This is a genomic window from Nocardia tenerifensis NBRC 101015, from assembly GCF_000308715.1.
Taxonomy (GTDB): domain Bacteria; phylum Actinomycetota; class Actinomycetes; order Mycobacteriales; family Mycobacteriaceae; genus Nocardia; species Nocardia tenerifensis.
This window is the reverse complement of record NZ_BAGH01000317.1, coordinates 1-23681: the sequence shown is the minus strand read 5'-3', so window position 1 is coordinate 23681 and position 23681 is coordinate 1. Positions and strand designations below refer to the sequence as shown.

The 23681-nt window shown below is 67.8% G+C and carries 21 protein-coding genes and 1 pseudogene; 10 read left to right on the top strand and 12 right to left on the bottom strand.

Features of this window, described 5'->3' with window-relative positions; translation table 11 throughout:
- Positions 1–821 (bottom strand): helix-turn-helix transcriptional regulator (locus tag ON39_RS25660; protein ID WP_040738193.1); only part of this gene is annotated, 821 nt, incomplete at its 3' end.
- Between the two features lie 138 nt (positions 822–959).
- Between ON39_RS25660 and ON39_RS25655 the strand changes: the two genes are divergently transcribed.
- A complete protein-coding gene (locus ON39_RS25655) occupies positions 960–1739 on the top strand; it encodes an NAD(P)H-dependent oxidoreductase (protein WP_040738191.1) in 780 nt (259 codons plus the stop codon).
- A gap of 19 nt (positions 1740–1758) precedes the next feature.
- Here ON39_RS25655 and ON39_RS25650 read toward each other — a convergent pair whose 3' ends face one another.
- Both ON39_RS25650 and ON39_RS25645 read right to left on the bottom strand, forming a co-directional pair.
- Positions 1759–2304, bottom strand: coding sequence for a DUF6939 family protein (locus ON39_RS25650; RefSeq protein WP_218006180.1), 546 nt, complete (start codon positions 2302–2304; stop codon positions 1759–1761).
- Positions 2305–2331: 27 nt separating this feature from the next.
- Positions 2332–3300: an acyl-ACP desaturase gene (locus tag ON39_RS25645; protein ID WP_040738189.1), complete on the bottom strand. Its 969-nt coding sequence runs from the start codon at positions 3298–3300 to the stop codon at positions 2332–2334.
- Positions 3301–3544: 244 nt separating this feature from the next.
- On the opposite strand from ON39_RS25645, the gene ON39_RS25640 reads away from it, so the two are divergent.
- The gene (locus ON39_RS25640) at positions 3545–4537 is read left to right on the top strand and encodes an Acg family FMN-binding oxidoreductase (protein WP_040738188.1); all 993 of its coding nucleotides are present in this window, start codon (positions 3545–3547) and stop codon (positions 4535–4537) included.
- A 21-nt stretch (positions 4538–4558) separates the two neighbouring features.
- Here the strand turns inward: ON39_RS25640 and ON39_RS25635 are convergent, their stop codons facing one another.
- Positions 4559–5392, bottom strand: a complete 834-nt coding sequence (locus ON39_RS25635) for a nitroreductase family protein (protein WP_040738186.1) — start codon at positions 5390–5392, stop codon at positions 4559–4561.
- Positions 5393–5626: 234 nt separating this feature from the next.
- On the opposite strand from ON39_RS25635, the gene ON39_RS25630 reads away from it, so the two are divergent.
- From ON39_RS25630 to ON39_RS25620, 3 genes are all read left to right on the top strand, one after another.
- On the top strand, positions 5627–6265 hold the full coding sequence (locus ON39_RS25630; protein ID WP_040738207.1) for a response regulator: 639 nt from the start codon (positions 5627–5629) through the stop codon (positions 6263–6265).
- Positions 6266–6309: 44 nt separating this feature from the next.
- On the top strand, positions 6310–8052 hold the full coding sequence (locus ON39_RS25625; protein ID WP_040738185.1) for a GAF domain-containing sensor histidine kinase: 1743 nt from the start codon (positions 6310–6312) through the stop codon (positions 8050–8052).
- Positions 8053–8167: 115 nt separating this feature from the next.
- Entirely contained in the window at positions 8168–9082 is a 915-nt protein-coding gene (locus ON39_RS25620; protein ID WP_040738184.1) for a universal stress protein, read from the top strand.
- A gap of 6 nt (positions 9083–9088) precedes the next feature.
- On the opposite strand, the gene ON39_RS25615 is transcribed toward ON39_RS25620, so the two are convergent.
- Positions 9089–9637 (bottom strand): MauE/DoxX family redox-associated membrane protein, encoded by a 549-nt coding sequence (locus ON39_RS25615; protein ID WP_051187070.1) that lies wholly within the window; start codon positions 9635–9637, stop codon positions 9089–9091.
- A gap of 146 nt (positions 9638–9783) precedes the next feature.
- Between ON39_RS25615 and ON39_RS46130 the strand changes: the two genes are divergently transcribed.
- A complete protein-coding gene (locus ON39_RS46130; protein ID WP_051187068.1) occupies positions 9784–10794 on the top strand; it encodes a helix-turn-helix domain-containing protein in 1011 nt (336 codons plus the stop codon).
- Positions 10795–10818: 24 nt separating this feature from the next.
- Here the strand turns inward: ON39_RS46130 and ON39_RS25605 are convergent, their stop codons facing one another.
- A complete protein-coding gene (locus ON39_RS25605) occupies positions 10819–11262 on the bottom strand; it encodes a pyridoxamine 5'-phosphate oxidase family protein (RefSeq protein WP_040738182.1) in 444 nt (147 codons plus the stop codon).
- A 148-nt stretch (positions 11263–11410) separates the two neighbouring features.
- Here ON39_RS25605 and ON39_RS25600 point away from each other — a divergent pair, with 148 nt between their 5' ends.
- Entirely contained in the window at positions 11411–12844 is a 1434-nt protein-coding gene (locus tag ON39_RS25600; RefSeq protein ID WP_051187066.1) for an MFS transporter, read from the top strand.
- A gap of 161 nt (positions 12845–13005) precedes the next feature.
- Here the strand turns inward: ON39_RS25600 and narI are convergent, their stop codons facing one another.
- The 6 genes and pseudogenes from narI to ON39_RS25570 form a co-directional block, all read right to left on the bottom strand.
- A complete protein-coding gene (gene narI, locus ON39_RS25595; RefSeq protein WP_040738180.1) occupies positions 13006–13746 on the bottom strand; it encodes a respiratory nitrate reductase subunit gamma in 741 nt (246 codons plus the stop codon).
- The gene (narJ, locus tag ON39_RS25590; protein ID WP_040738179.1) at positions 13743–14423 is read right to left on the bottom strand and encodes a nitrate reductase molybdenum cofactor assembly chaperone; all 681 of its coding nucleotides are present in this window, start codon (positions 14421–14423) and stop codon (positions 13743–13745) included. Before narJ ends, narI begins: the two co-directional genes overlap by 4 nt.
- A gap of 31 nt (positions 14424–14454) precedes the next feature.
- A complete protein-coding gene (narH, locus tag ON39_RS25585) occupies positions 14455–16152 on the bottom strand; it encodes a nitrate reductase subunit beta (protein ID WP_051187065.1) in 1698 nt (565 codons plus the stop codon).
- A 1-nt stretch (position 16153) separates the two neighbouring features.
- Entirely contained in the window at positions 16154–19867 is a 3714-nt protein-coding gene (locus ON39_RS25580) for a nitrate reductase subunit alpha (RefSeq protein WP_040738178.1), read from the bottom strand.
- Between the two features lie 681 nt (positions 19868–20548).
- Positions 20549–21031, bottom strand: a complete 483-nt coding sequence (locus ON39_RS25575) for an SRPBCC family protein (protein WP_051187063.1) — start codon at positions 21029–21031, stop codon at positions 20549–20551.
- Positions 21028–21348, bottom strand: a pseudogene (locus ON39_RS25570) (ArsR/SmtB family transcription factor); the annotation flags it as partial. The gene ON39_RS25575 and the pseudogene ON39_RS25570, both read right to left, overlap by 4 nt.
- A gap of 85 nt (positions 21349–21433) precedes the next feature.
- Between ON39_RS25570 and ON39_RS25565 the strand changes: the two are divergent.
- From ON39_RS25565 to ON39_RS25555, 3 genes are all read left to right on the top strand, one after another.
- On the top strand, positions 21434–21766 hold the full coding sequence (locus tag ON39_RS25565; RefSeq protein WP_040738177.1) for a hypothetical protein: 333 nt from the start codon (positions 21434–21436) through the stop codon (positions 21764–21766).
- A 43-nt stretch (positions 21767–21809) separates the two neighbouring features.
- Positions 21810–22658 (top strand): DUF8832 domain-containing protein, encoded by an 849-nt coding sequence (locus ON39_RS25560; protein WP_040738176.1) that lies wholly within the window; start codon positions 21810–21812, stop codon positions 22656–22658.
- A 140-nt stretch (positions 22659–22798) separates the two neighbouring features.
- A partial coding sequence (locus tag ON39_RS25555) for an MFS transporter (protein ID WP_040738195.1) occupies positions 22799–23681 on the top strand: 883 nt, incomplete at its 3' end.

The window sequence follows — 23681 nt, the reverse complement described above, 5'->3', positions numbered from 1 at the left end:
GCGTTGTCCGCGCTCGCACTGTCCGCCCCGAGCCGGGCGAGCAGGCGCAGTCCGTCCTCGGCCGGACTGCCGGGTGTGGCGGAGAGCAGGACCAACTCCATGCCTGATTCGTCCGGTAAGGCGAAATTTTCCTGATGCAGTTCCAGGAGGCCGACGAGGGGGTGCCGGAAGGTCTTGGGGCCGTGGGTGCGGGCGCGGACGTCGGCGCGGGCCCAGAGGCGGCGGAAGCGCTCGCTGCCCATCGCGAGTTCGCCGATGAGCGAGGCCAGGCGGGGGTCGTCGGGGTATTTGCCCGCGGCCAAGCGCAGGTGCCCGACGGCGTCGAGGCTGCATGCCGCGAAGTCCGCGTACAGCCCGTGCTCGGTCTCCTCGAGAAAGAGATGCCTGGCGGTGTTCATGCCCCGCATCGGCCGGCCGTAGACGAGCCCGGCCAGCCGGTTTCCCGCGAGCACGTCCAAACGGTGGTCCATGATCAGCGCGGGCGCGTCGGCGAACAGTTCGAGGACGCGCAGCAGCTCCGGCCGCACCCGCCCGGCCGGCGTCTTCACCCGGCGCCGTTGGCCGGCGAGCCGACCCAGATGCTCCCGCTCGGTGTCGTCGAGCCCCAGCACCCGCGCGAGCGCATCGAGCACCTGCTCGGACGGCTGAGTCGCCCGCCCTTGCTCGAGCCGCACATAGTAATCCACGCTGACACCGGACAAGTGCGCGATTTCTTCTCGCCGCAACCCCTGCACCCGCCGGTAGCGCTCGGTGGGGATGCCGACCGACGCCGGGTCGACCCGCGCACGCCGGGTGCGCAAGAAACTGGCGAGATCATCCATGGCCCCAGTATGGCCGCGCGGGCACCGGCGAAGGTGGTCCTGTCATTACCAGGAACTCCCGTCCGATGGAGGAACTGTCCCTGAACGCCGGGGCCCGCGCCGCCGAGGATCGAGAACACCCGATCCGAAGGAGTTTTCATGAAGACGCTGATCGTCTATGCCCACCCGGAGCCCGAGTCGCTCAACGGCTCGTTGAAGGACCTCGCGGTCGCCACCTTGACGGGCGCGGGGCACGAGGTGCGGGTGAGCGATCTGTACGCGATGAACTGGAAGGCGGCCGCGGACGCGGCGGACTACGGCCCGCACGCCTCGAAACCACTGAACGTCGCCCTGGACTCGGGCCGGGCGTTCGAGGCGGGGGCGCTCACCCCGGACGTGCGCGCCGAGCAGGAGAAGCTGCTGTGGGCCGACACGATCATCTTCCAGTTCCCGCTCTGGTGGTACACGATGCCCGCGATCCTCAAGGGCTGGGTGGACCGCGTGTTCACCTACCGCTTCGCCTACGGCGTCGGCGAGCACAGCGCCACCAAGTACGGCGAACGCTACGGCGAGGGCACCCTCGCGGGCAGGCGGGCGCTGCTGTCGGTGACCGCGGGCGGCCCCGAGCGGCACTACACCGCGCGCGGAATCAACGGCCCCATCGACGATCTCCTGTTCCCGATCCAGCACGGCATCCTCTACTACCCCGGCATCGAGGTACTGCCGCCGTTCGTGCTGTACGGCATCGACCGCATAACCGACGAGGATTACGCGGATGCCGCCAAAGCCTGGGAGCAGCGCCTGCTCACCCTGGAATCGACCGACCCGATCCCCTTCCGCCGACAGAACTTCGGTGACTACGAGATCCCGTCGCTGAACCTGAAGGAGGGACTGGAGCCCGTGGGCCGCACAGGCTTCGGCCTCCACGTGCGCGGGTAGCCCTGCCCTGCCGCCGGTTTCACCACCGGCGGCCTTCTACCCACTGTACGACTAGCGCGGCGTGCGACAAGGGCGACGACAGGTCGGCCACGTCACCATTGGTCGTGTAGTCGAGCAGCACCACATCGCGGTCAGCGCTGAGTTTCCGAAGCTCCGCAACGAGTTCGGGGACACGATTCTCGAGCACCCATCGATACGTCGGCAGGTAGATCAGCCGCCGCGCCTGCTCGTAGTCGAGCAATGTCCCGTCGAGGCGGTGGCCCAATGGCGCCCCGAGCCGGCGAACGGTTCGCTTGATGCCCTTCATCGTGGCAATGTCGAGCTTGGCGAAGTCTTCCTGTTCTGTGGCAAACACTTTCAGCGCCTGCCATACCCCTTCGACCGATCGCGAGGTGCGCTCGGGGTGCCCGGGCACCGGTATCCCGCCGTGCGGATAGAACGGGCTCAGCCGCACCCAGGGCTCGTCCGCCCTGGAGGTGACGTCGATGACCAGGGCATCCGGGAACTCGCGGCGCAGCGTCGTGCGGCGGCGGTTGGCGACATACAGCGGCATGCGGTCGAGCATCCCACCGGCATCAGACAATTCGAGCCGTCACTGCGCCGAGGCTCGGGCCCGTTCGCGGGCCAGGGCGCGATCGCGTTGCTCTTCGAAGCGGGGGATTCGTATCAGCTCGAGGTCGGACAGGTAGGCGGCGAGGCGTTCGCGGACTTGTTCGCCGCGTGCGCTGAAGTCGGTGCGTCCGAAGACATTCCACTGGCGCAGGACGGGATTGAGCACCTCTTCGAGGTGCTGGCGCAGATCGTAGACGCCGTGTTTGGCCATCAGCACACCGTGGCGGCGGAAATTCGGCATGCCCGCGCCGGGCATCTGGAAGTTCTGCACTATGCGGGCGATCGCCTCGATCGCCTGGTCCGGCACGAGGTCCAGCGCCGTGCCGCACATGGTGCGGTAGAAGATCATGTGCAGGTTCTCGTCGGCGGCGATGCGCTGGAGCATCCGGTCGGCGATCGGGTCGTCGCAGACGCGCCCGGTGTTGCGGTGGGTGACCCGCGTCGCGAGCTCCTGGAAGCTGACGTAGGCGACCGAGTGCAGGAATCCGGCGCCGCTGTGCACATCGGCTTCGGTTGCGCCCGAGGAGAATCCGTTCGTCATGTGGATCATGCGCGCCTGCTCCAGGGCGACCGGATCCACGCCGCGGGTCACCACCAGGTAGTCGCGGATCACGACGCTGTGGCGCATCTCCTCGGCGGTCCAGCGCCCGACCCAGGTGCCCCAGGCGCCGTCGCGGGAGAAGTTCTCCGCGATCTCACGGTGGTAGGAGGGCAGATTGTCCTCGGTGAGCAGGTTCGTCACCATCGCCGCCTTGGCGACCTCGCTCAACCTGGATTGCGCCGGGTCCCAATCGACTCCGTCGAGCATGGCGAAGTTGCGGCCCTCGTCCCACGGCACATAGTCGTGCGGCTGCCAGTCCTTGGACATCGCCAGGTGCCGATGCACGCAGGTCTCCGCGGCGGGTTCCAGCTCGGCCAGCAGCTCGGATTGGGTCAGATCGCGAGACAACGTTCATCCACCTCTTCTCTGGCGAGGGGCCGACCTCGGCCCCCGGGAACCCCGGCCAATATTCCGAGTTCGCGAGGGTGCGGACAGAGCCGAAGGTCCTCCCGAGTGGGGACCCGCCGAGGACCGCGCAGGCGTGTCGCGCCGGTGCGCTGCGCGAATGGCTGTACGCGAGAGCCCAAAGTCCCGGCGAAAGCGGCGTAAAGGCCATATCGGCGACACGGTGCGCCGCGACACCCTTGGTGTCATGACCACCCGAGAAGCACCTACCGCGCCGGACCACGCCACGGTGCTGGCCGCGATGCGCCTGGCCTGCCGCGCGCCGTCGGTGCACAACTCGCAGCCCTGGCGCTGGGAGTTCGACGGCGCCCGGCTCGACCTCTACGGCGACACCGACCGTCACCTGCTCGCCACCGACCCGCTCGGACGTCAGATGGTGATCAGCTGCGGGGCGGTGCTGCATCACGCGCGCACCGCCTTCGCCGCCGCCGGCTGGCACACCGACACCGTCCGCCTGCCCGACCCGGCCAACCCACAACACCTGGCCGCCATCACATTTCGGCCCTGGCCGGATCCGCCCCCCGGAATCCTCGCCCGCACCGGCGCGATCCACCGCCGCTACACCGATCGCCTCCCGATGCGCGAGCCGACGGGATGGACGGACCTGGTGCACGCACTGCGAAAACTGGTGTCCCCCCACGATATCGAGCTGGACGTGCTCGGCGAAGCCGCCCGCGAGAAGCTGGCGACGGCCTCCGAGCGGGCCGCCGCACTGCGCCGATACGACATGCAGTACCAGGCCGAATTACACTGGTGGGCAGGGCATTCCGATATGACCGAGGGAATTCCCCCGACCTCCATGGTCTCCGACGCCGAGTTCGCCCGCGTCGGCGTCGGGCGCGCCTTTCCCTCCGTTCACCATTCGGATCGCCGCGGCGAGACAGCGGACCGGGCACGCCTGGTGCTGCTCAGCTCGACCGGAGAGTCGGCGCCGCAGTGGTTGCGCACCGGCGAGGCACTCTCGGCCGTGCTGCTGGAATGCACCGCCGCGCGACTGTCCACCTGCGCCCTCACTCACATCACCGAATTACCCAGCGGCCGAGCGCTTCTCACCGGCTTACTGCCGCACGCCGCGGTCCCGCAGGTGCTGTTGCGCATCGGCGCCGCCCCCGACGACATCGAACCGCCACGAACGCCGAGGCGGCCGCTCACCGACGTATTCATCGAACATCGAAAGTAACGCCGCGTCGACCCGTACCCGTCAACGATAGGCCCCTTCCTCGCACGCCCGCGTCTCCAGCACATCGTCCACCCCCCTTCGCGACGTGAACGGCAACGGTTCCGCGACGTCGAGTGCTCGCCCGATCCGGATGATCACCTGCGGATTCGCGGTGTAGCCCAACAACTTTCGCCGCGCCCGCGCGCTCTCGAGCGTTTCGGTGAGCGGACAGGTGGCCAGGCCGACATTGGCGGCGGTGAGCAGCACCGCGCTCATCGCCTCCCCCGCGCGCAGCCGAGAAAGCCGATCATCGGCGGCCGTGCCCACCACCAGCAGCTCGGCTTCGTCCACCCGGTCGCGAGGCTCGGCAGGCCGACCCATCGCGAGCCACGCGGCCTCGATCAACCGATCCCGCGCGGGACCGGTGGCCAGCCGCACGACCGCGCCGAGCCCCCCGGCCCGCTCCGTCGCCAGGGTGACGTAACCGGACTGGATCGGCGACGACGCGAACGGCCTGCGATCGGACTGCCGACACGAAATCGCCGCGCTCAGTGCGGCATCCAGCTTTGTCGGCCGATGCCGCACGAGTTCGACGGCGGCCAGGTGACCCGGGTCCGCCGGATCCGGCAGCCTGCGCACGACGGCCGACCAGCCCAGCGCCGCGAACGCGACCCGCAGATGATGCAGTGCCGCACCGCAACTCAGCACCGCGTCCCGCTCGGCCGAGGTCGTCGCCCGCTCCGGGTCGAGGAAAAGGTGGACGGCACCATCACCGATCCGCCAGCGCCACGGCTGGGTGTTGCGGATCGACGGCGCCGGCACCGCGAGCGCGAGCGCCGTTTCGATGGCGTCGCCGTCGGGTAGAACCTGCTGCATGTAGTCCTCCGAGTGCCCCCGGACAAGGCTGCCAGCGAGGCCGCCCGGGATTTAGAGCACGAGGGCACATGCCCGAGGGACTTCGGCACCCTCGAGCGGGGCGAGTTCGATCACGGGACGCGCCCGCCGCACGCTGTCAATGGACTTCGGTCACCGATCCAGGGCCCAACGCCGATCAGGGTCACCCGCCGGTTCCGTAGGCTGACAACGTCCCCGTACAGAGAGGTGCGCCGCATGATCACCGTGTTCCTGGTCGACGACCACGAGATCGTGCGGCGCGGCGTGAGCGACCTCATCGACCTCGAACCCGACCTCGAGGTCATCGGCGAGGCGGACAGCGTCTCCCAGGCCATGGCCCGTATTCCGGCCCTGCGCCCCCAGGTGGTCGTGCTCGACGTCCGGCTACCGGACGGCAACGGCATCGAACTGTGCCGCGAGCTGCTGTCCGCGCACCCCGAGCTACGCTGCCTGATCCTGACCTCGTTCACCGACGAGCAGGCCATGCTCAACGCCATCCTGGCGGGCGCGAGCGGCTACGTCGTCAAGGACATCAAGAGCCTCGAGCTCATCGAGGCCATCCGCGCGGTCGGCGCTGGCAAGTCCCTGCTCGACAGCCGGGCGGCCGCCGCGCTCATGGCCAAGCTACGGTCGGAGGCCGAGGCGAAGTCCGGGCCGCTGGCGACCCTCACCGACCAGGAGCGCACCCTGCTCGCGCTGCTCGGCGAGGGGCTGACCAACCGGCAGATCGCCGCCCGCATGTTCCTGGCCGAGAAGACGGTCAAGAACTACGTCTCGCGATTGCTGACGAAACTGGGCGTCGAGCGACGCACCCAGGCCGCGGTGATCGCCTCCAAACTCAACCCGCGGGGGTAGGTCGCCTCGGCGGTTCCGCCCGCGTGATCTGGGAGAATGCCCGCATGGAGAGCCAGCCGTCCCGACCGGGGGGCAAGCGCACGCCCGTGACCGAGACGCTGTCCCAGCTGCGGCTGCGGGAGCTCTTGGCCGAGGTGCAGGACCGGATCGCCCAGATCGTCGACGTCCGCGACCGCATGGACCGGTTGATGGAGGCGATGCTGGTCGTCACCGCGGGCCTGGATCTGGACAACACGCTGCGCACCATCGTGCACACCGCGATCGAGCTGGTCGACGCCGGATACGGCGCGCTCGGCGTCCGCGAGAGCGACAAGTCGAGCTCGCAGCTCGCCGAGTTCGTCTACGAGGGCATCGATGACCGCACCCGGGTGCTCATCGGCGACCTGCCGCGCGGCCACGGAGTGCTCGGCGTGCTGATCGAGCAGCCGAAACCCATTCGGCTGAGCAATCTCTCGGATCACCCGGCCTCGGTGGGCTTCCCCGCGCACCACCCGCCCATGAGCACCTTCCTCGGCGTGCCGGTGCAGGTCCGCGACGAGGTGTTCGGCAATCTGTACCTCACCGAGAAGGCGAGCGGGCTCGAGTTCACCGAGGACGACGAGGTGGTCGTGCAGGCGCTGGCCGCCGCCGCGGGCATCGCCATCGAGAACGCGCGACTCTACGAGCAGTCCACCATCCGCCAGCAGTGGCTGGAGGCCACCCGCGACGTCGCCACCGAGCTGCTCGCCGGCGGCGAACCCAACGAGGTCCTGGAGCTGGTGGCCCGGCGGGCGCTCTCGCTCACCGAATCGACGTGCACCTTCGTCGCGCTGCCCGAGGATCCCGAGCTGCCCTACGACGACACGACCGAGCTGGTGATCGTCGTGGCGGCCGGCGTCGACGCGGCGGCCATCACCGGGCAGCGAATTCCGGTGGGCGACTCCCACTCCGGCGCGGTCTTCCGGTCCGGCACTCTGCTCTCGGTGGACCAGTTGTCCTACAACGTTTTTCCCGAGTCCACCGCGAAAATGGGCCCGGCGCTGGTGCTTCCGCTGCGGGTCGGGCGCTCGGTGATCGGCGTGCTCACCACCCTGCGTCCGGCCGGCGCCGCGCCGCTGGACGCCGCGGCGCAGTCGATGATGTCCGCCATCGCCGACCAGGCCGCCCTCGCCCTGCAACTCGCCGACAACCAGCGCCGCATGCGCGAACTCGACGTGCTCTCCGACCGCGACCGCATCGCGCGCGGGCTGCACGACCACGTCATCCAGCGATTGTTCGCGGTCGGGCTCTCGTTGCAGGGCACGATGCAGCGGGCGCAGGTCCCCGAGGTCAAGGCGCGGCTGGTGGACACCATCGACGACATCCAGTCCATCGTGCAGGACATCCGCCACTCGATCTTCGATCTGCAGAGCGACACCACCGCCGACTCCTCGAAGTATCGAAAACACCTGCACGGCATCATCACCGAGATGACCGCCGACAGCGGCCTGCGCACCAATGTGCGTCTCGCCGGCCCGGTGACGGTGCTCGCGCCCCCGCTGTCCGACGACGTCGAGGCGGTGCTGCGCGAGGCGGTGAGCAACGTGGTGCGCCACGCCGGGGCCACCACCGTCTCGATCGAGCTGAAGATCCGGGACGACGTCAGCATCGAGGTGATCGACGACGGCCGCGGCGTGCCCGCCGACATCGCGCGCCGCAGCGGACTGGCCAATCTCGCGGCCAGGGCCGAGGAGGCGGGCGGCGCCTTCAGCGTGGCGAACGGCCCCACCGGCGGCACCGTCCTGCGCTGGTCCGCGCCGCTGCCCTGAACCCGCCCGAGCCTTTGGGCCCCTTTTCCGGTGACCAAAGCCAGCAGTGCCGCGGCCCCGGTGGTTTCTACGGTCGAGTCGACCGGATACAGCGAAAACCGAAGGGGCCCACGACATGACAGCTCTCCGCCGCGCGGACGTGCACCGCCTGGCCATCGCCGCCGTGGTGGTGGGCGCCGACGGTTCGGCCGCCGCCGACCGGGCCGTCCGCTGGGCCGCCGCCACCGCCGCCCAGCGCGGCCGCAAGCTGCTCATCGTGCACGGCCTGAATCTGGCCGCGACCCGTGCGACATTCGGCTGCTATGACGTGATGGTGCCCGCGGTGACCGAGAAGATGCGCGCCCACGGCGAACACGTTCTCGCACAGGCACATCGACTGGCGATCGAGACCGCGCCCGAGTTGGGCGTCGACACCGAACTGTCCGAGGCGAATCCGGCCGAGTTGCTGATCGCGCTGTCGAGGACCGCCCACCTCGTCGTCCTCGGCGCCACGCCCGGCGTCGGCGCGTTCGCCCACCTCGGCTCGACCCTGCTCGCGGTGACGCGGCACGGCGAAGGGTCCATCGTGGTGGTGCGGGAGGGCGAGCCGGACCTGCCCGACCGCAGGCCGGTCGTGCTCGGCGTCGACGGCAGCCAGGTGGGCGAGTCCGCGATAGCCGCGGCGTTCAGCGAGGCGGCCGAGCGTGCCGTGCAACTGATCGCCGTGCACGCGTGGAGCGACCTGTCCGTCGGCGCCTACGCCTCGATGCCCTACCTCGACCTCCCCCTCGCCCACCTGGAGACGACCGAGCACGCCCTGCTCGCCGAGCGACTCGCGGGCTGGCAGGCGAAGTACCCGAATGTCGCTGTGGCCCGCCGCATCTACCCCGCCGGACCCCGAACCTGCCTGCAGGACTGGTCGAAATCCGCACAGCTGATCGTGGTCGGCAACCGCGGCCGCGGCGGCTTCCGCGACCTCCTGCTCGGCTCGACCACCAATTGGCTTGTGCAGCACGCCCATTGCCCGGTCATGGTGGTCCACCCGGAGTAGCGGCGGTTACCGCCGCGTCGAGTCGATGGTGGTCGCGCCGAACAGTGCGGCGAGATCGTCCATGACTATCACCAGCACGCCCGCGACGAGCCCGGCGCAGGTCGCCATGGCCGTCCCGGCCGCCGTCGCCGCCGGTGGCCGCGCCAGTACCGCCAGTTCGCCGCCCATCGAGACGGCGATCAGCAGCGCGTTGCGTCCGATATGGCGGGAGCCGAGTGCGGCGGCGGAGGGCCCGGAGCGCCGGCCCGAGGTCGTGGCGCCGCGCCGGATCGTGTGACCGATCCCCACCGCGTACGCGCTCAACAGCCATGCGGCGACGGCGAATCCGGCCGCGACCGCGGCGTCGGCCGGCACGGCGAGCAGCACGCAGATCGTGCCTTCCGCGGCGACCACGGTGCCCGCCGCCGACCCCGCTAACGGCGTCGGGCCCAACCGCATGACACCCGCCGAATCCACGAACGCCGCGCACCGCGGCCGCCGCACCACCTTGTGCACCAAGGCAACCAGGAAGATCACGCCGATCAGGGCGCGGGACGCGATGACGAAGTACTGCATGGCGACCCTTCCGGCTCCCGAGCCTCCCCGGCGCTGTGTCCATGTCCACCCTCCTGACCGATCGGGTCGAAGCCCGACCAGTAGTCGACCTTCCTCGGGTACGGGCGTCCCGGAAAGGGCTTTCGCGTCCCATGGGACGTGCTGAAATGAAGGGTGTGAAACGGGACGCCGACGACCCCGCGACGCCGGCCATTCAGCGATTGGCCGCCGAGTTGCGCGGGATCAAGCAGAAAGCCGGCCACAGCTTCACCCACCTGCAATCGCGCACGTCGTACAGCAGGTCGACCCTGGAGCGCTACATCAACGGCAAGCTGTTGCCCACCCGGGAGGCCGTGACGGCGATCGCGCGAGCCTGCGACGTCGATCCCCAGCGGCTCATGGAACTGCGGGACGAAGCGGAACGCGAATCGGCGCCCCGGACGACGCCTGCACCCGTGCGCCGACGCTTGCCGTTGTTCGGCAAACCCGCTGCCGCGGAATCTGTTTCACTCGACGCGCGGGGCCAGGATGTAGAAACGGAGTATACCCTCCGGCAGTCCATTCTCCGACGATGGCGTTACCTGCTCGGCGTGGTCGCCGCGGGGGCAGTCGGCGTCGCCGCGACACTGGGTGCGCAGTCCGTCGTGGCCATGACACAAAGCCAGGAGTCCACCGATGACGGGAATCCCATACCGGGACTGGCGGTTCCGGCCATCGGCAGTTGGGTGCGCATCCACCCCGCACGCACACCGGAGTTATGCGTCACCGAAGGCCACGACCGCACATACCGGTACCCCACCGCCGTCGCCACCCAAAGACTCTGTGCCGAGGCCGTTTTCCCGCGCATTTACCTCGAGCCGATCGGCGCGGCGACGGCGCAGATCCATTGGCACCATCCGAAGTACGGAATCGGCTGCCTCACCCTCCTGATGGAGGGCCCCGGCCGCAACCTGCTCGAGCCCCAGGACGCCTGCTCGGACCGAAATCCGGCCCAGCAGTTCCGCATCGAGCCGATCGGCCCACCCGCCGCGGCCCACTTCCGCATCCGTCCGGTCGCGACCGGACAGTGCCTGGCCCTGCGCGATCAGGACACCGTCGATGGCGCCGAGATCGTGCAGGGCCGCTGTTCGGGTGCCGCGGACCAGGAGTTCACGATCTCCTTGATCCCGCCCGAGTAGCCTGGGCCGCTGGGGAACTCGCGCTCAACCGTTGCCGTAGACGCGATCCGGGGTGATCAGCACGACAGCGCGGCGCTCCTCGGCCATGACCCGGTCGTACTCGTCCCAGTCGTCGTGCGTGCCGCCGGCCGCGGTGAACACCTCGCGCAGCAGCTTCCGCAGCCGTTCGGCGTCGATGCCGGGCACCGGGTCGTCGGGGCCGACGATCCACACCGGACCCTCGGCGGCGGCCCACGCCCACCCGACGCGCACGACCGCCGTCATGCGCGGCCGCGCCCGGAGGTAGTCCAGTTTGCGGGTGCCGCCGCGAATCACCATGCCCACCACCGGTTCACCGGTCTGCGGATGCGTCGACACCCCCGCGTTGACGAGCGAGGACTGGACGGTGCCGTCGGCCCGCGTGGTGGAGACGACACAGAGGCCGTGATCGCCGGCGATCAGCCGGGTGAAGTCCGCGATATCACTCACAGCAGAAGTCTACGACCCGTGCGGCGCATCACGCATTATCGGCGGAACTCGTGAGCAACCGTTGACCTCCCGGTCATTTCGCGAATCATGTCGGCAATACCCGCTGCCTACGTTGGAGCCAACCGATTATGGGAGGCCTGAGTTGAGCATGCTGACGCGTAACCGCGACATCGAGCACTGGGATGCCGAAGATATCGCGGCCTGGGAAGCCGGGGGAAAGGACATCGCCAAACGGAATCTGATCTGGTCGGTCTTCGCCGAACACGTGGGTTTCTCGGTGTGGTCGATCTGGTCGGTCATGGTGTTGTTCATGCCGACCGAGACCTACGGCATCGACCCGGCGGGCAAGTTCTTCCTGGTCGCCGTGCCGACCCTGGTCGGGGCGATCCTGCGCATCCCCTACACCGTGGCCACCGCGAAATTCGGCGGCCGCAACTGGACCGTATTCAGCGCGTTCCTGCTGCTGATCCCGGCGTTGCTCACCCTGTATTTCATCAATCAGCCGGGCACGTCGTATACGACATTCCTCGTGGTCGCCGCTTTCGCGGGCGTCGGCGGCGGTAATTTCGCCTCCTCGATGACGAATATCAACGCGTTCTATCCGCAGCGGCTCAAGGGCTGGGCGCTCGGCCTCAACGCGGGCGGCGGCAATATCGGAGTTCCGGCCATCCAATTGCTCGGACTGCTCATCATCGCGACCCTCGGCAACGGTTACGCCTCGTTGATCTGCGCGATCTATCTGGTGCTGGTGGCGCTCGCCGCTCTCGGCGCCGCCCTGTACATGGACAACCTGCGCAACCAGCGGGCCGACCTGTCGGACATGCTCGCGGCGCTGAAGGTGCCGCAGTCCTGGGCGATCGCGTTCCTGTACATCGGCACGTTCGGCTCGTTCATCGGCTACAGCTTCGCCTTCGGCCAGGTGTTGCAGATCAGTTTCAAGGCCGGCGGCGACAGTGCCGCGCAGGCCGCGTTGCACGCCGCGCAGATCGCGTTCATCGGGCCGCTGCTCGGCTCGCTGGCCCGGCCGTACGGCGGCAAGCTGGCCGACCGGATCGGCGGCGGCAAGGTGACCATGTACGTCTTCGGCGCGATGATGGCGGCCGCGGTGCTCGTGGTGGTGGCGAGCACGCTGGGCGATCGCAACGGCGGCGTGCCGAGCGGCGCGGCGATGGCGATCCTGGTCGGCGGCTTCATCGCCCTGTTCATCCTGTCCGGGATCGGCAACGGGTCGGTTACCAAGATCATCCCGTCGGTGTTCGAGGCGAAGTCCAAGAGCCTGGCCGTTTCTCGCGCCGACCAGGCGGCGTGGGCGCGCAATACCGGCGGCGCGCTCATCGGCTTCGTCGGCGCGATCGGGGCGCTCGGCGGTGTCGGCATCAACCTGATGCTGCGCTCCTCTTACGCCGCCACCAAGTCGGCGACCACCGCGTTCTGGGTGTTCATGGCCTTCTATGTCGCCTGTGCCCTGCTGGTTTGGGCGGTCTTCCTGCGCCGCCCCCGCTCCGCGCCGGAGCCCGACGTGGTGGTCGAGGCGGAGACCTTCGTACTGGAAGCCGAGGCCGCCGCGGGCAGTACCCGCTAGCCTCCACGAAACGCACTGCGGTGCAGAGGGTCACGAGTCGGCAGGTGCGAGCCTGCCGACTCGGCCCGTTTCAGGCTCTTTCGACTCGGGCCTTCTACGACGCCCAGCCAGCCTGGTTCGAGCCGCTCTCCCGAACTTCGGGTCGCACGTTGGCAGTGAATTCAGCGCCAGCGTTCCGGGGTGACGGGGGCGTCCCAGGCGCGGGCGTAACGGCGGGTGTCGGGGGCGTTGGATTGCTTGCGGCGGTAGACGATGTAGGGGCGGGTGAGGTAGCCGAGGGGGGCGCTGAACATGTGGACCAGGCGGGTGTAGGGCCACAGGCCGATCAGGGTGAGCACGATCAGGCCGTGCGCCTGGAAGGTCCAGGGCGTGCCGACCATCAGGTCCGGTTCCGGGTGCAGCGTGAAAAGGCTTCGGAACCAAGGGGACACGGTTTCACGGTAGTTGTAGGTGCCCCAGACGAGGTTGCTGCCCCAGGTGTTCAGCAGGCCGGTGAGCAAGGCGGCCGCCAGCAGGGTGTACATCAGTTTGTCGTTGCGGCTGGTGGCCTTGCGCACCGCGGGGATGGTGACCCGGCGGTAGAGCAGGATGCCGACTCCGGCGAGCACGGCCGCGCCGGCCACGGACCCCGCCGAGACCGCCACCAGGTGGTACATGTGCTCGGAGAGGCCGATCGCGGCGGTCCAGGATTCCGGTATCAGGATGCCCAGGACGTGGCCGGCGATCACCCCGAGCATGCCGAGGTGGAACAGCGGGCTGCCCAGGCGGAGCAGACGACTCTCGTAGATCTGGGAAGAGCGTGTGGTCCAGCCGAATTGGTCGTTCCGGTAGCGCCACAGATGGCCGAGGACGAACGAGGTGAAAGCCACGTACGGCAGGGTCAACCATAGTGTGCTGGTCATCGGCGGCCTTCTCCTTGCGCGAAAGTCGTTGGGTCCATGGCGAACGGCTCGAGCCCGACCTCTTCCTCCGGTGGGCCCTGCGCGGCCAGCTCGGCTATGCGCCGCCGGTCCGCCGTGGTCGGCGGCGGCAGGGTGGCGACCACGGCCGCGAGCACCGCGGCGTACGGAGAACCGCTGTCGGCCAACGAGAGCCGGAGCAGCTCGAGCACCGGGACGTGCTCGCCGAGTAGTCGCTCGCCGCCGATCGGGTCGATCGTCGCGGCGAACTCCAGCAGCACCGGCAGGTGGTCGGGCAGCTCCGCGTCGCCGAGTTCGACGCCCGCGTGCCGGTAGGCGTGCTTGAACCGGAGCAACGCCATCCCCCGCTTGCGGGTGTCGCCGTAGGCGTAGAAGGTGAGGTGCATGCTGGATCGTCGGCGCATGTCGAAGGTCTCGACGTACTTCGCCGCCAGATCCAGCGGCGCGCCGGTCCGGAAATAGGCGAGGAACTCGATGAGGTGGCCCTGTACCGGCGACGGCAATTCCCTTGCCGCCATGTTCATCTCGTCCGTCAAGGCGAGCAGCTCGTCGCCTGGATAGTCGAGCAGCAGCGCGGCCATGCGCCACACCAGGCGGCGGTCGCGCTCGGCCATCGGCACCGCGGGCTCGGGCCTGCGCCGTACCTTCAGCAGCGCCATGACGGACCCTCACTCGACGCGACGCGCGCGCTCACTGTGGCGCTCCGGTCGGGACGACGAGGGACGCGGCGCCGTCGCTTCCGTTCGACGCGGCACCGTCTCTCGCCGCTCCGTTGGTCTCGCTCGCACCGTTGGTGGCCGTCGGCAGCAATCCGGCGGTGCTCTTGCCGTCCCAGTCGAGCAGATTGACCCGGCTCGACTTCTCCTCCGGCGCAGCACCATTGGTGTCGGTGAGGTGGAACTTCTCCGCCATGGTGTCGAACGCCGTCATGCCCGGCCCGCCGTCGTTGTCGAGGCTGCATCCGGTCGCCAGCGCGTCCAGCTGATGCGCCTCCGAACCCGCCCCGGACGGAATCACGTACCGGTGTTCGTATTTCGCGATGGCGAGCAGCCGATACATCGCCTCGATCTCCTCGGGCGCCAACCGCACCGACGGGGCGATCGCCGGATCCGGTTCCTCGCCGAGGTTCACCGAGCGCATGAACGCCCGCATCCCGGCCAACCGCTGCAACGCGGCCCGCACGGGACCGACGTCGCCCGCGGTGAACAACTCCGCGAGATACTCGACCGGAATCCGGAGGGCGTCGATGGCGCCGAACAGGTTTCGCGCGTCCTCGCCGTCGTGGCCGGTCTCGCTCAACACGTCCACGACCGGCGACAGCGGCGGCACGTACCAGACCATCGGCATCGTCCGATACTCCGGATGCAACGGCAACGCGATCTGATAGTCGACAATCAACTTGTAGATCGGCGAATCCTGCGCCGCCTGAATCCATTCCGGCGAGATGCCGGCGCGCTCGGCCTCGGCGACGACGCGCGGGTCGTGCGGGTTGAGGAAGACGCCCAGCTGTGCGGGGTACAGGTCCTTGTCCTCGGTGACCGAGGCCGCCTCGAGCACCTTGTCGGCGTCGTAGAGCATGACGCCGATGTAGCGCAGCCGGCCGACGCAGGTTTCCGAACACACCGTGGGGATGCCGACCTCGACCCGCGGGTAGCAGAACGTGCACTTCTCCGCTTTGCCCGTCTTGTGGTTGAAGTAGATCTTCTTGTACGGACACCCCGTCACACACTGCCGCCAACCACGGCACTTGTCCTGATCGACGAGCACAATGCCGTCCTCGGCACGCTTGTAGATCGCGCCGGAGGGACATGAGGCGGCACACGACGGATTGAGGCAGTGCTCACAGATCCGAGGCAGATAGAACATGAAGGTCTGCTCGAACTCGAGTTTCACCTGGTCCGAAAGCCGTGACAGCAAAGGATCCTTGCCCACCTGCTCGGGTCCGGAGCCGAGGTCGTCATCCCAGTTGGCACCCCAGGTGATCTTCGTGTCCTCGCCGGTGATCAGCGATTTCGGGCGCGCGACCGGGGTGGTGTCCATGGCGGGAGACGACAGCAGGTTGTCGTAGTCGTAGCTCCACGGCTCGTAGTAGTCCTCGACCGTCGGCAGGTCCGGATTCGCGAAGATGTTGAGCAGCCGCTTCATTCGCGAGCCGGATTTGAGGGTCAGCTTGCCCCGGCGGTTGAGCTGCCAGCCGCCCTTCCACTTCTCCTGATCCTGGTACTGGCGTGGATAGCCTTGTCCCGGGCGGGTTTCCACGTTGTTGAACCACATGTACTCGGTACCACCACGATTGGTCCACGCCTGCTTACACGTGACACTGCAGGTATGACAACCGATACACTTGTCCAGATTCATCACCATGGCCAGCTGCGCCATCACACGCATCTCAGTACTCCACTTCCTGCGATCGACGACGAATAGTGGTGACCTCATCACGCTGATTCCCCGTCGGACCGTGATAGTTCAACGCGAACGACTGCTGGGCGTACCCACCGATCAGATGCGACGGCTTGATCATGATCCGCGTCAACGCGTTATGAATACCGCCCCGCTTACCCCGCGCGTCATTGACCTCCGGCCGGTCCTCGATACGAGGCACATCCACCGCACGATCCTGAGCGTGATACATGAACACCGTGCCCTCAGGCATCCGATGCGACACGATCGCCCGCGCCACCACCACACCGTTACGATTGACCGCCTCGATCCAATCATTGTCAGCCACACCAATTTTCGCGGCATCCTTGTCCGACATCCAGATCGACTGCCCACCACGCGAGAGCGTCAGCATGTGCAGGTTGTCCTGATACGCGGAGTGGATCGACCACTTGGAATGCGGCGTCAGATAACGCACGGTCACGCCTTTGTCGGTCACCGCGCCGACGTCGGGTTCACTGAACAACGCGGTCATGTCCAGCGGCGGCCGGAAGATCGGCAGCTGCTCACCGAGTTCGATCATCCAGTCGTGATCGAGGTAGAAATGCTGCCGCCCGGTCAAGGTGTGCCAGGGCTTCAGCCGCTCGGTATTGATCGTGAACGGTGAATACCGCCGCCCACCGGTCTCACTCCCCGACCACTCCGGTGAAGTGATCACCGGCACGGGCCGAGCTTGGGTGTCCGCGAAGGTTATTCGCTTGCCCTCATGCTCAGCGGCCAGGTCCGCCAACTCGGTGCCCGTGCGCCGCTCGAGCGCCTCGAACCCTTGTACGGCAAGCCTGCCGTTGGTCGTGCCGGAGAGCGCGAGAATCGCCTCGGCGGCGTGGGTGTCCTTGGCCAGCGACGGACGCCCCTGAGCCACACCGGAAACCACGGTGCCGTTGACGCCCGCCAGGTACTTCACCTCTTCGTCGGGATAGGTGGTGACGCCCTTGGTCGTCACTCCCAGCGTCTCGATCAGCGGCCCCAGCGCCGCCATCTTCTCCGCGACCTTCGGGTAATCCCGTTCCACCAGAACCAGTTTCGGCATGGTCTTGCCCGGAATCGGCTCGCACTCACCGGTTTTCCAATCCAGCACGCGCCCGCCCGCCTGCGCCATGGCGTCGGGCGAGTCGTGTTGCAGCGGCACCGCGACGACGTCTTTGCGCACGCCGAGGTGCTTCTCGGCCATCCAGGAGAAGCCGCGCGCGATTCGGTGGAACGCGTCGAAGTCGGTCTTGGCCTCCCACGGCGGCGAGATCGCCGGGGAGAAGGCGTGCACGAACGGGTGCATGTCCGTCGAGGACAAGTCGTGCTTCTCGTACCAGGTGGCCGCCGGCAGCACGATATCGGAGAACAGCGTGGTGCTGGTCATCCGAAAATCCAGCGACAGCAGTAGATCCAGCTTCCCGCTCGGCGCCTGATCCCGCCACACCAACTCCTGCGGCCGCACACCGGTCGCATCGGTGGTCTGCAGATTGGAGTCCGCACCCAAGAGGTGCTTGTGGAAGTACTCGTTGCCCTTGCCCGAGGAACCCAGCAGATTGGCACGCCACACCGTCAGGCACCGCGGGAAGTTCTCCGGCGCATCCGGGTCTTCACACGCGAATCGCAAGTCGCCGGACTTCAATTCGTCCACCACGTGCTCCGGTGCGGTCTTGCCTGCCCGCTCCGCCTCGTCCGCCAGATCCAAGGGGTTGCGGTCGAACGTCGGATAGGTCGGCATCCAGCCCAGCCTGCTCGCCAGCGCGATATTGTCCGCGGCGGTGCGGCCGGCGAACCTCCCCTCGCCCAGGGGTGAGGCGAAGGTCTGGGCGGTGAACGGGTCGTAGCGCCACTGGTCGTTGGTCAGATACCAGAACACGGTGCCCTGCATCTGGCGCGGCGGCCGCTGCCAATCCGACGCGAAAGCCAGTGTGGACCAACCGGTTACCGGTCGACACTTCTCCTGCCCGACGTAATGTGCCCATCCGCCGCCGTTTACGCCTTGGCAGCCGGTGAGCAGTGTCAGCGTGAAGAACGCGCGGTAGATCTGGTCGGAGTGGAACCAGTGGTTGGTGCCCGCGCCCATCAGGATCATCGAGCGACCACCCGATCGATCGGCGTTGTCGGCGAACTCACGCGCGATCCGGGTCGCCTGCGCGGCGGGCACACCGGTGATGGCTTCCTGCCAAGCAGGGGTATATGGCTCGGACGCGTCGTCATACCCCGTCGGCCAGTCGCCGGGCAGCCCGTCGCGGCCGACACCGTACTGCGCCAGCAGCAGGTCGAACACGGTGGTAACCCGTTTGCCCGCAACCACAGTCGTCGGCACACCCCGCGTCACCACGCCGGGCACATCGGTATCGAAGCGAGGAAACCGCACGGCCGCAGCGTCATTGGTGCGGCCGTGCAGCGTCAGCAGCGGATCGACGTCCGCCAGGTCCAGATTCCACCGGCCGGTACCCGAGGCGCCGAACCGGTCGCCGAGAGACCCGTTGGGCGCCACTGGATTTCCGGCCGAATCCAGCAGCACCGTGCGAAACTCGTCGCCCTCGGTCGCCGCGGCGGCCGGATCGGACGCGGCCAGGTCCGCGGCGGTGAGGAACTTGCCCGGCACGTAGTCGCCGTCACGCTCATCGAGGGTGATCAGGAACGGGAGGTCGGTGTAGCGCTTCACATAATCGAGGAAACGAGGCACCTGCCGTTCGACGAAGAACTCACGCAGCACCACATGACCCATCGACATCGCCAGTGCCGCATCGGTTCCCGGCCGCGCGGCCACCCACTCATCAGCGAACTTCGTGTTATCCGCGTAGTCGGGCGACACCACCACGACTTTCTGCCCCCGATAGCGAGCCTCGGTCATGTAGTGCGCGTCAGGGGTTCGGGTGACCGGCACGTTGGAACCCCACATGATCAGGTATCCAGCATCGAACCAATCCGCCGACTCCGGCACATCGGTCTGATCACCGAACACCTGCGGCGAAGCCACCGGCAAATCCGCATACCAGTCATAAAACGACAACATCGACCCACCCAGCAACGAGATGAACCGCGCACCCACAGCATGGCTCACCATCGACATCGCCGGAATCGGCGAGAACCCCGCCACCCGATCGGGGCCATACCGCTTGATCGTGTAAACATGTGCGGCAGCGGCGATCTCAGCCGCCTCCCACCACTCGGCCCGCACAAAACCGCCCTTACCACGAGAAGACTTGTACCGCTCGGCCTTCGCGGCATCCTCGACGATCTCACCCCAGGCGAGCACCGGATCCTTGAGCCGGGACTTCGCCTCCCGGTACAGCTCCAGCAGCACACCCCGCACGTACGGATACCGCACGCGCGCAGGCGAATACGTGTACCAGGAGAACGACGCCCCACGCGGACACCCCCGCGGCTCGTACTCCGGCTTATCCGCACCCACCGACGGATAATCAGTCTGCTGCGACTCCCACGTGATCACACCATCCTTGACATAGATCTTCCACGAACACGAACCCGTGCAGTTCACCCCGTGGGTCGACCGGACCACCTTGTCGTGCGACCACCGGTCCCGGTAGAACTCGTCCGCGCCGCGCCCGCCGATCTTGTGCAGGGTCCGCTGGTCGGCCGAGATCTCGCCGCGGTGGAAATACTTGCCCCATCGTAAAAGTGCGTCGCCGGCGTCGGCGGATGGTGAGTCGGTCGGTCGATATGCCACGACGCCCCCTTCGAGCTGTACAAACGGGCTGGATGCTCAGACTGTAAGGACGCTGGGACGCGCGTCCAAACAATTCGCTCACACCCCCACCCGGCTCGTTGTGCGTTGTGAGATCGCGGCAATCTGACGGTCATCGAGCGCAGGCCGTTCGACCTCCCGCGCAATGGTCCAACCTGCGGTCGGCAACCGACCGAGCCGAAACAGCGTGCGATACGCATGTTTGGAGACCGCCCGTGTGATTGTTTGGAAACAGTGGGTTCTCGGGCGGTTTACAATTGTTAACACGCCTGGACCTGCGGCATTGACGCCGAAACCACCCTCGGTGCCGCGCGGGAATCAGGTGACTGCCGGGTCTTCGGACCCCTCACCGCACCGCGCGACAATCCGTGATGAAAAGAACCATCCCCCTGATACATTCGCTGCGGACCGCCAGGCACCGCTCGGGGAATACCTGTCCGCCAATGGGTTCCGGCGCGCCGGCCGCGCAGGCATCGTTACGTAGACCCGGCGGGGGTCGTGCAGCCGCCGGCATATGCTCTCCGGGCCGCAGGCGCGCTCAGCACAGCCCAGCGTCCGGCATGCATGGGCGGCATCAACTCGGCAGAAACCCCCGCCGTCGGACCATCACGACAGGACCCGACCGAACGAAACCACTCATTCGCCCGGCGGGGCCAAGCCTCCTCAACCGTCCTGATCGACCACGTCGACATAGCGCCGCAGGTAGTGCGGCCAGCCACCCTCACTGTCCACGCCGGCGCGGACGGCCTCCCACCCGTCCCCGTGACGCTCGAGGTGACGATGCTCGAGCTCCACCCGCGTGCGGTCGGCGCCGTCGGCGACGAACCGCACCTCGACCTCACTAGTTTTGCCCGGATCACTCTCGATTTCCCAGCGCCCGTTGATATCCCAGCTGAACACCACCCGGCTCGGCGGCTCGTAGACGAGCACACGTGCCCACCGGCACTCGCTGCCATCCTCGCCGCGGTCGTAGATGTGCCCGCCGACCCGCGGCTCGAACACCGTCTCGGCGATCGGGGCGCTCAACAGGTTGTGCTCGCGCGGCTTTATCGCGTCGAAGCGCGTGGTGAACAGCGTGAACGCGCGCTCGATCGGTGCGTCGACGACGATGGTCAGCCGCACCGGCTCCACTTCGGTCTGCGTCATGATTTCTCCGAATCTTCCTCTACCACTTGTTGATACGTTGCGAGAGCGCGGCTCCAGAACCGGTCGAGCTGGGCGCGCAGGGCACCCATGCCGTCCGGATTCAACTGGTAGATCCGGCGTGTCCCGACGGCCCGGTCCAGCACCAGCCCCGCGTCCTTGAGCACCTTCAAATGCTGCGACACGGCGGGCCTGCTGATCGGCAACTCGCGTGCGAGTTCACCGACCGCCTGCGGCCGCTCGGCCAGGCGCTCCACGATCGTGCGCCGCATCCGATCCGCGAGCGCACCCCATTCATCTCCTGCTTGGTAAGTGTCTACGAACCGTAAGTTTCCACTTACTAAGTCGCGTTGTCAAGGTTCTGACCAGCCCTTCTCGCGGCATGGGCCGTGGCCAGCCCGGAGCGTGTTCGGCGCGCATCTCGTGCGGCTCGACCTCGGCTTCGTGGAACGCGGTGAGCAGGCGGATCCGCTGCTGCTGGAGATCGCGGCCGAGTCCACCGATCGCGAGAGCGTGCAGGAGTTGAGGTCGGCCCTGCGGTCGCATCGCGGCGGAACACCGGTGCGCCTGGTGCTGTGCTACCGCGACCGGCGCACCGTGCTGGCGGTCGACGACTACCCGGTGACGGTCAGCTCGGCGCTGCTGGGTGAGCTGCGCGCCGTGCGCGGGGTAAAGGTGCTGCGGGAAGCGACGCGCATCACAGCGGCCGGACTTGCCAATACCCCCGGGGGGTATTAAATTTCTCGGTGTCGAACGAAGCAAGATCAGAGAGGCCGCAACGATGACCACGCAGACCCACACCCAGCACCACGACGAGCATGCCGCGCATGCCCACCACGCCCAGCACGACGCGCATGCCCAGCACGCGGGTCACGCCGGACACGCGCACCACGCGGCCCCGGCCCATGGCGACGTGCCGGGCGGACTCCAGATCACCAGGGACGGTTACACATTGGAGCTCGCCGAGCAGATCGTGGACGCGGGCGAGATCGACTTCCGCTTCCGGATTCTCGGCCCGGAGGGCGCGCCGGTCACCGAGTACGACAGCATCCACGATCGCGATCTGCACCTGATCGTGGTGCGGCGGGAGCTGACCGGCTTCTGGCACGTGCACCCGGAGCTCACCGAGGACGGGACGTGGCGGGTGAAGCTGGCGCTGCCCGAGGCCGGGGCCTACCGCGCCTTCACCGACATCGCGCCCCGCGCATTGGGTCAAACAATCACGCTCGGAGCCGATTTCGCCATCCCCGGCGACTACGCTCCGCAGCCGACGCCGCAGCCCGCGCGGACGGCCACCGTGGACGGGTACGAGGTCACCCTCGGCGGTGAGCTGGTGGCCGGCGAAGGCCGCCTGCTCACGCTGACCGTCCGCAAGGACGGCGAGCCAATCACCGACCTGCAGCCCTACCTGGCCGCCTATGGACACCTGGTGATCCTCCGGGCGGGCGATCTGGCCTACGTGCACGTGCACCCGAACGGTGAGCCCGGCGACGGGGTGACCGCGCCCGGTCCGGACGTCACTTTCCACACCGTGGTTCCCGGGCCGGGGACCTACCGCCTGTTCCTGGATTTCAAGCACGGCGACGTCGTCCGCACGGCCGCTTTCACGCTGCCCACGGTTAACGCCTGATCGCCGAAAAACGCTGAGCGAAAACGTATTACGTCGTTGCCGGAAAGGAGACCCCGTGTGCGATTGCCACTGTCGCCGCGTCCGTGACCCGCCATCGTTCATCGCAGAGGAAGTGTCTACCCATGCGTTCCACGCCCGACATGGTGTCGCTGTTCCGCCACCGTGACTACCTTCGACTGTTCGCCGCTCAGGTGACCGGCCTGTTCGGCACCGGATTGACCACCGTCGCACTGGGTTTGCTCGCCTACGAGCTCGCCGGTGCCGCGGCGGCCGCCGTGCTCGGCACCGCCCTGACCATCAAGATGCTCGTCTATGTCACGGTGGCGCCGATCGTGGCCGCCTACGCCGACCGCTTTCCGCGCCGCGGATTCCTGGTGTCGCTGCACCTGATTCGCGCCGCCGTGGTGCTGGCGCTGCCGTTCATCGGCCAGGTGTGGCACGTCTACCTGCTGATCGCCGTGCTGCAAACCGCCTCGGCCGCATACACTCCCACCTATCAGGCCATCATTCCCGATATCCTCCCGGACGAGCGGGAATACACCAGGGCGCTTTCGGCCGCGCAGTTGGCGGCCACCATGGAGACCCTGCTGAGCCCCATGCTCGCCGCCGCCGCGTTGACGGTGCTGAGCTTCCACTGGTTGTTCGTCGGCACGGCGATCGGCTTCGCCGTCTCGGCCGCCCTGGTCGTCGGCACCCGCATTCCCAGCGCCGCCGCCGCGGCCGAGGGCACGTTCGGCGAACGAATCGCGGTGGGCCTGCGCATCTTCGCCGCCACGCCGCGGCTGCGCGGGCTGCTCGGCCTGAACCTCGTGGTCGCCGCGGCGGGCTCGGTGATCATGGTCAACACCGTCAACTACGTGCGCGACACGCTCGGCGGAACCCAGTCCGGCGTCGCGATGCTGTTGGCCGCCAACGGTTTCGGCACCATGCTCGTCGCGCTGTCGCTGCCGCGGGTGCTCGACCGGCTCGGCGCCCGCCCGGTCATGCTGGCCGGCGCCGCCACCTTGCTCGCCGGGCTCGGCG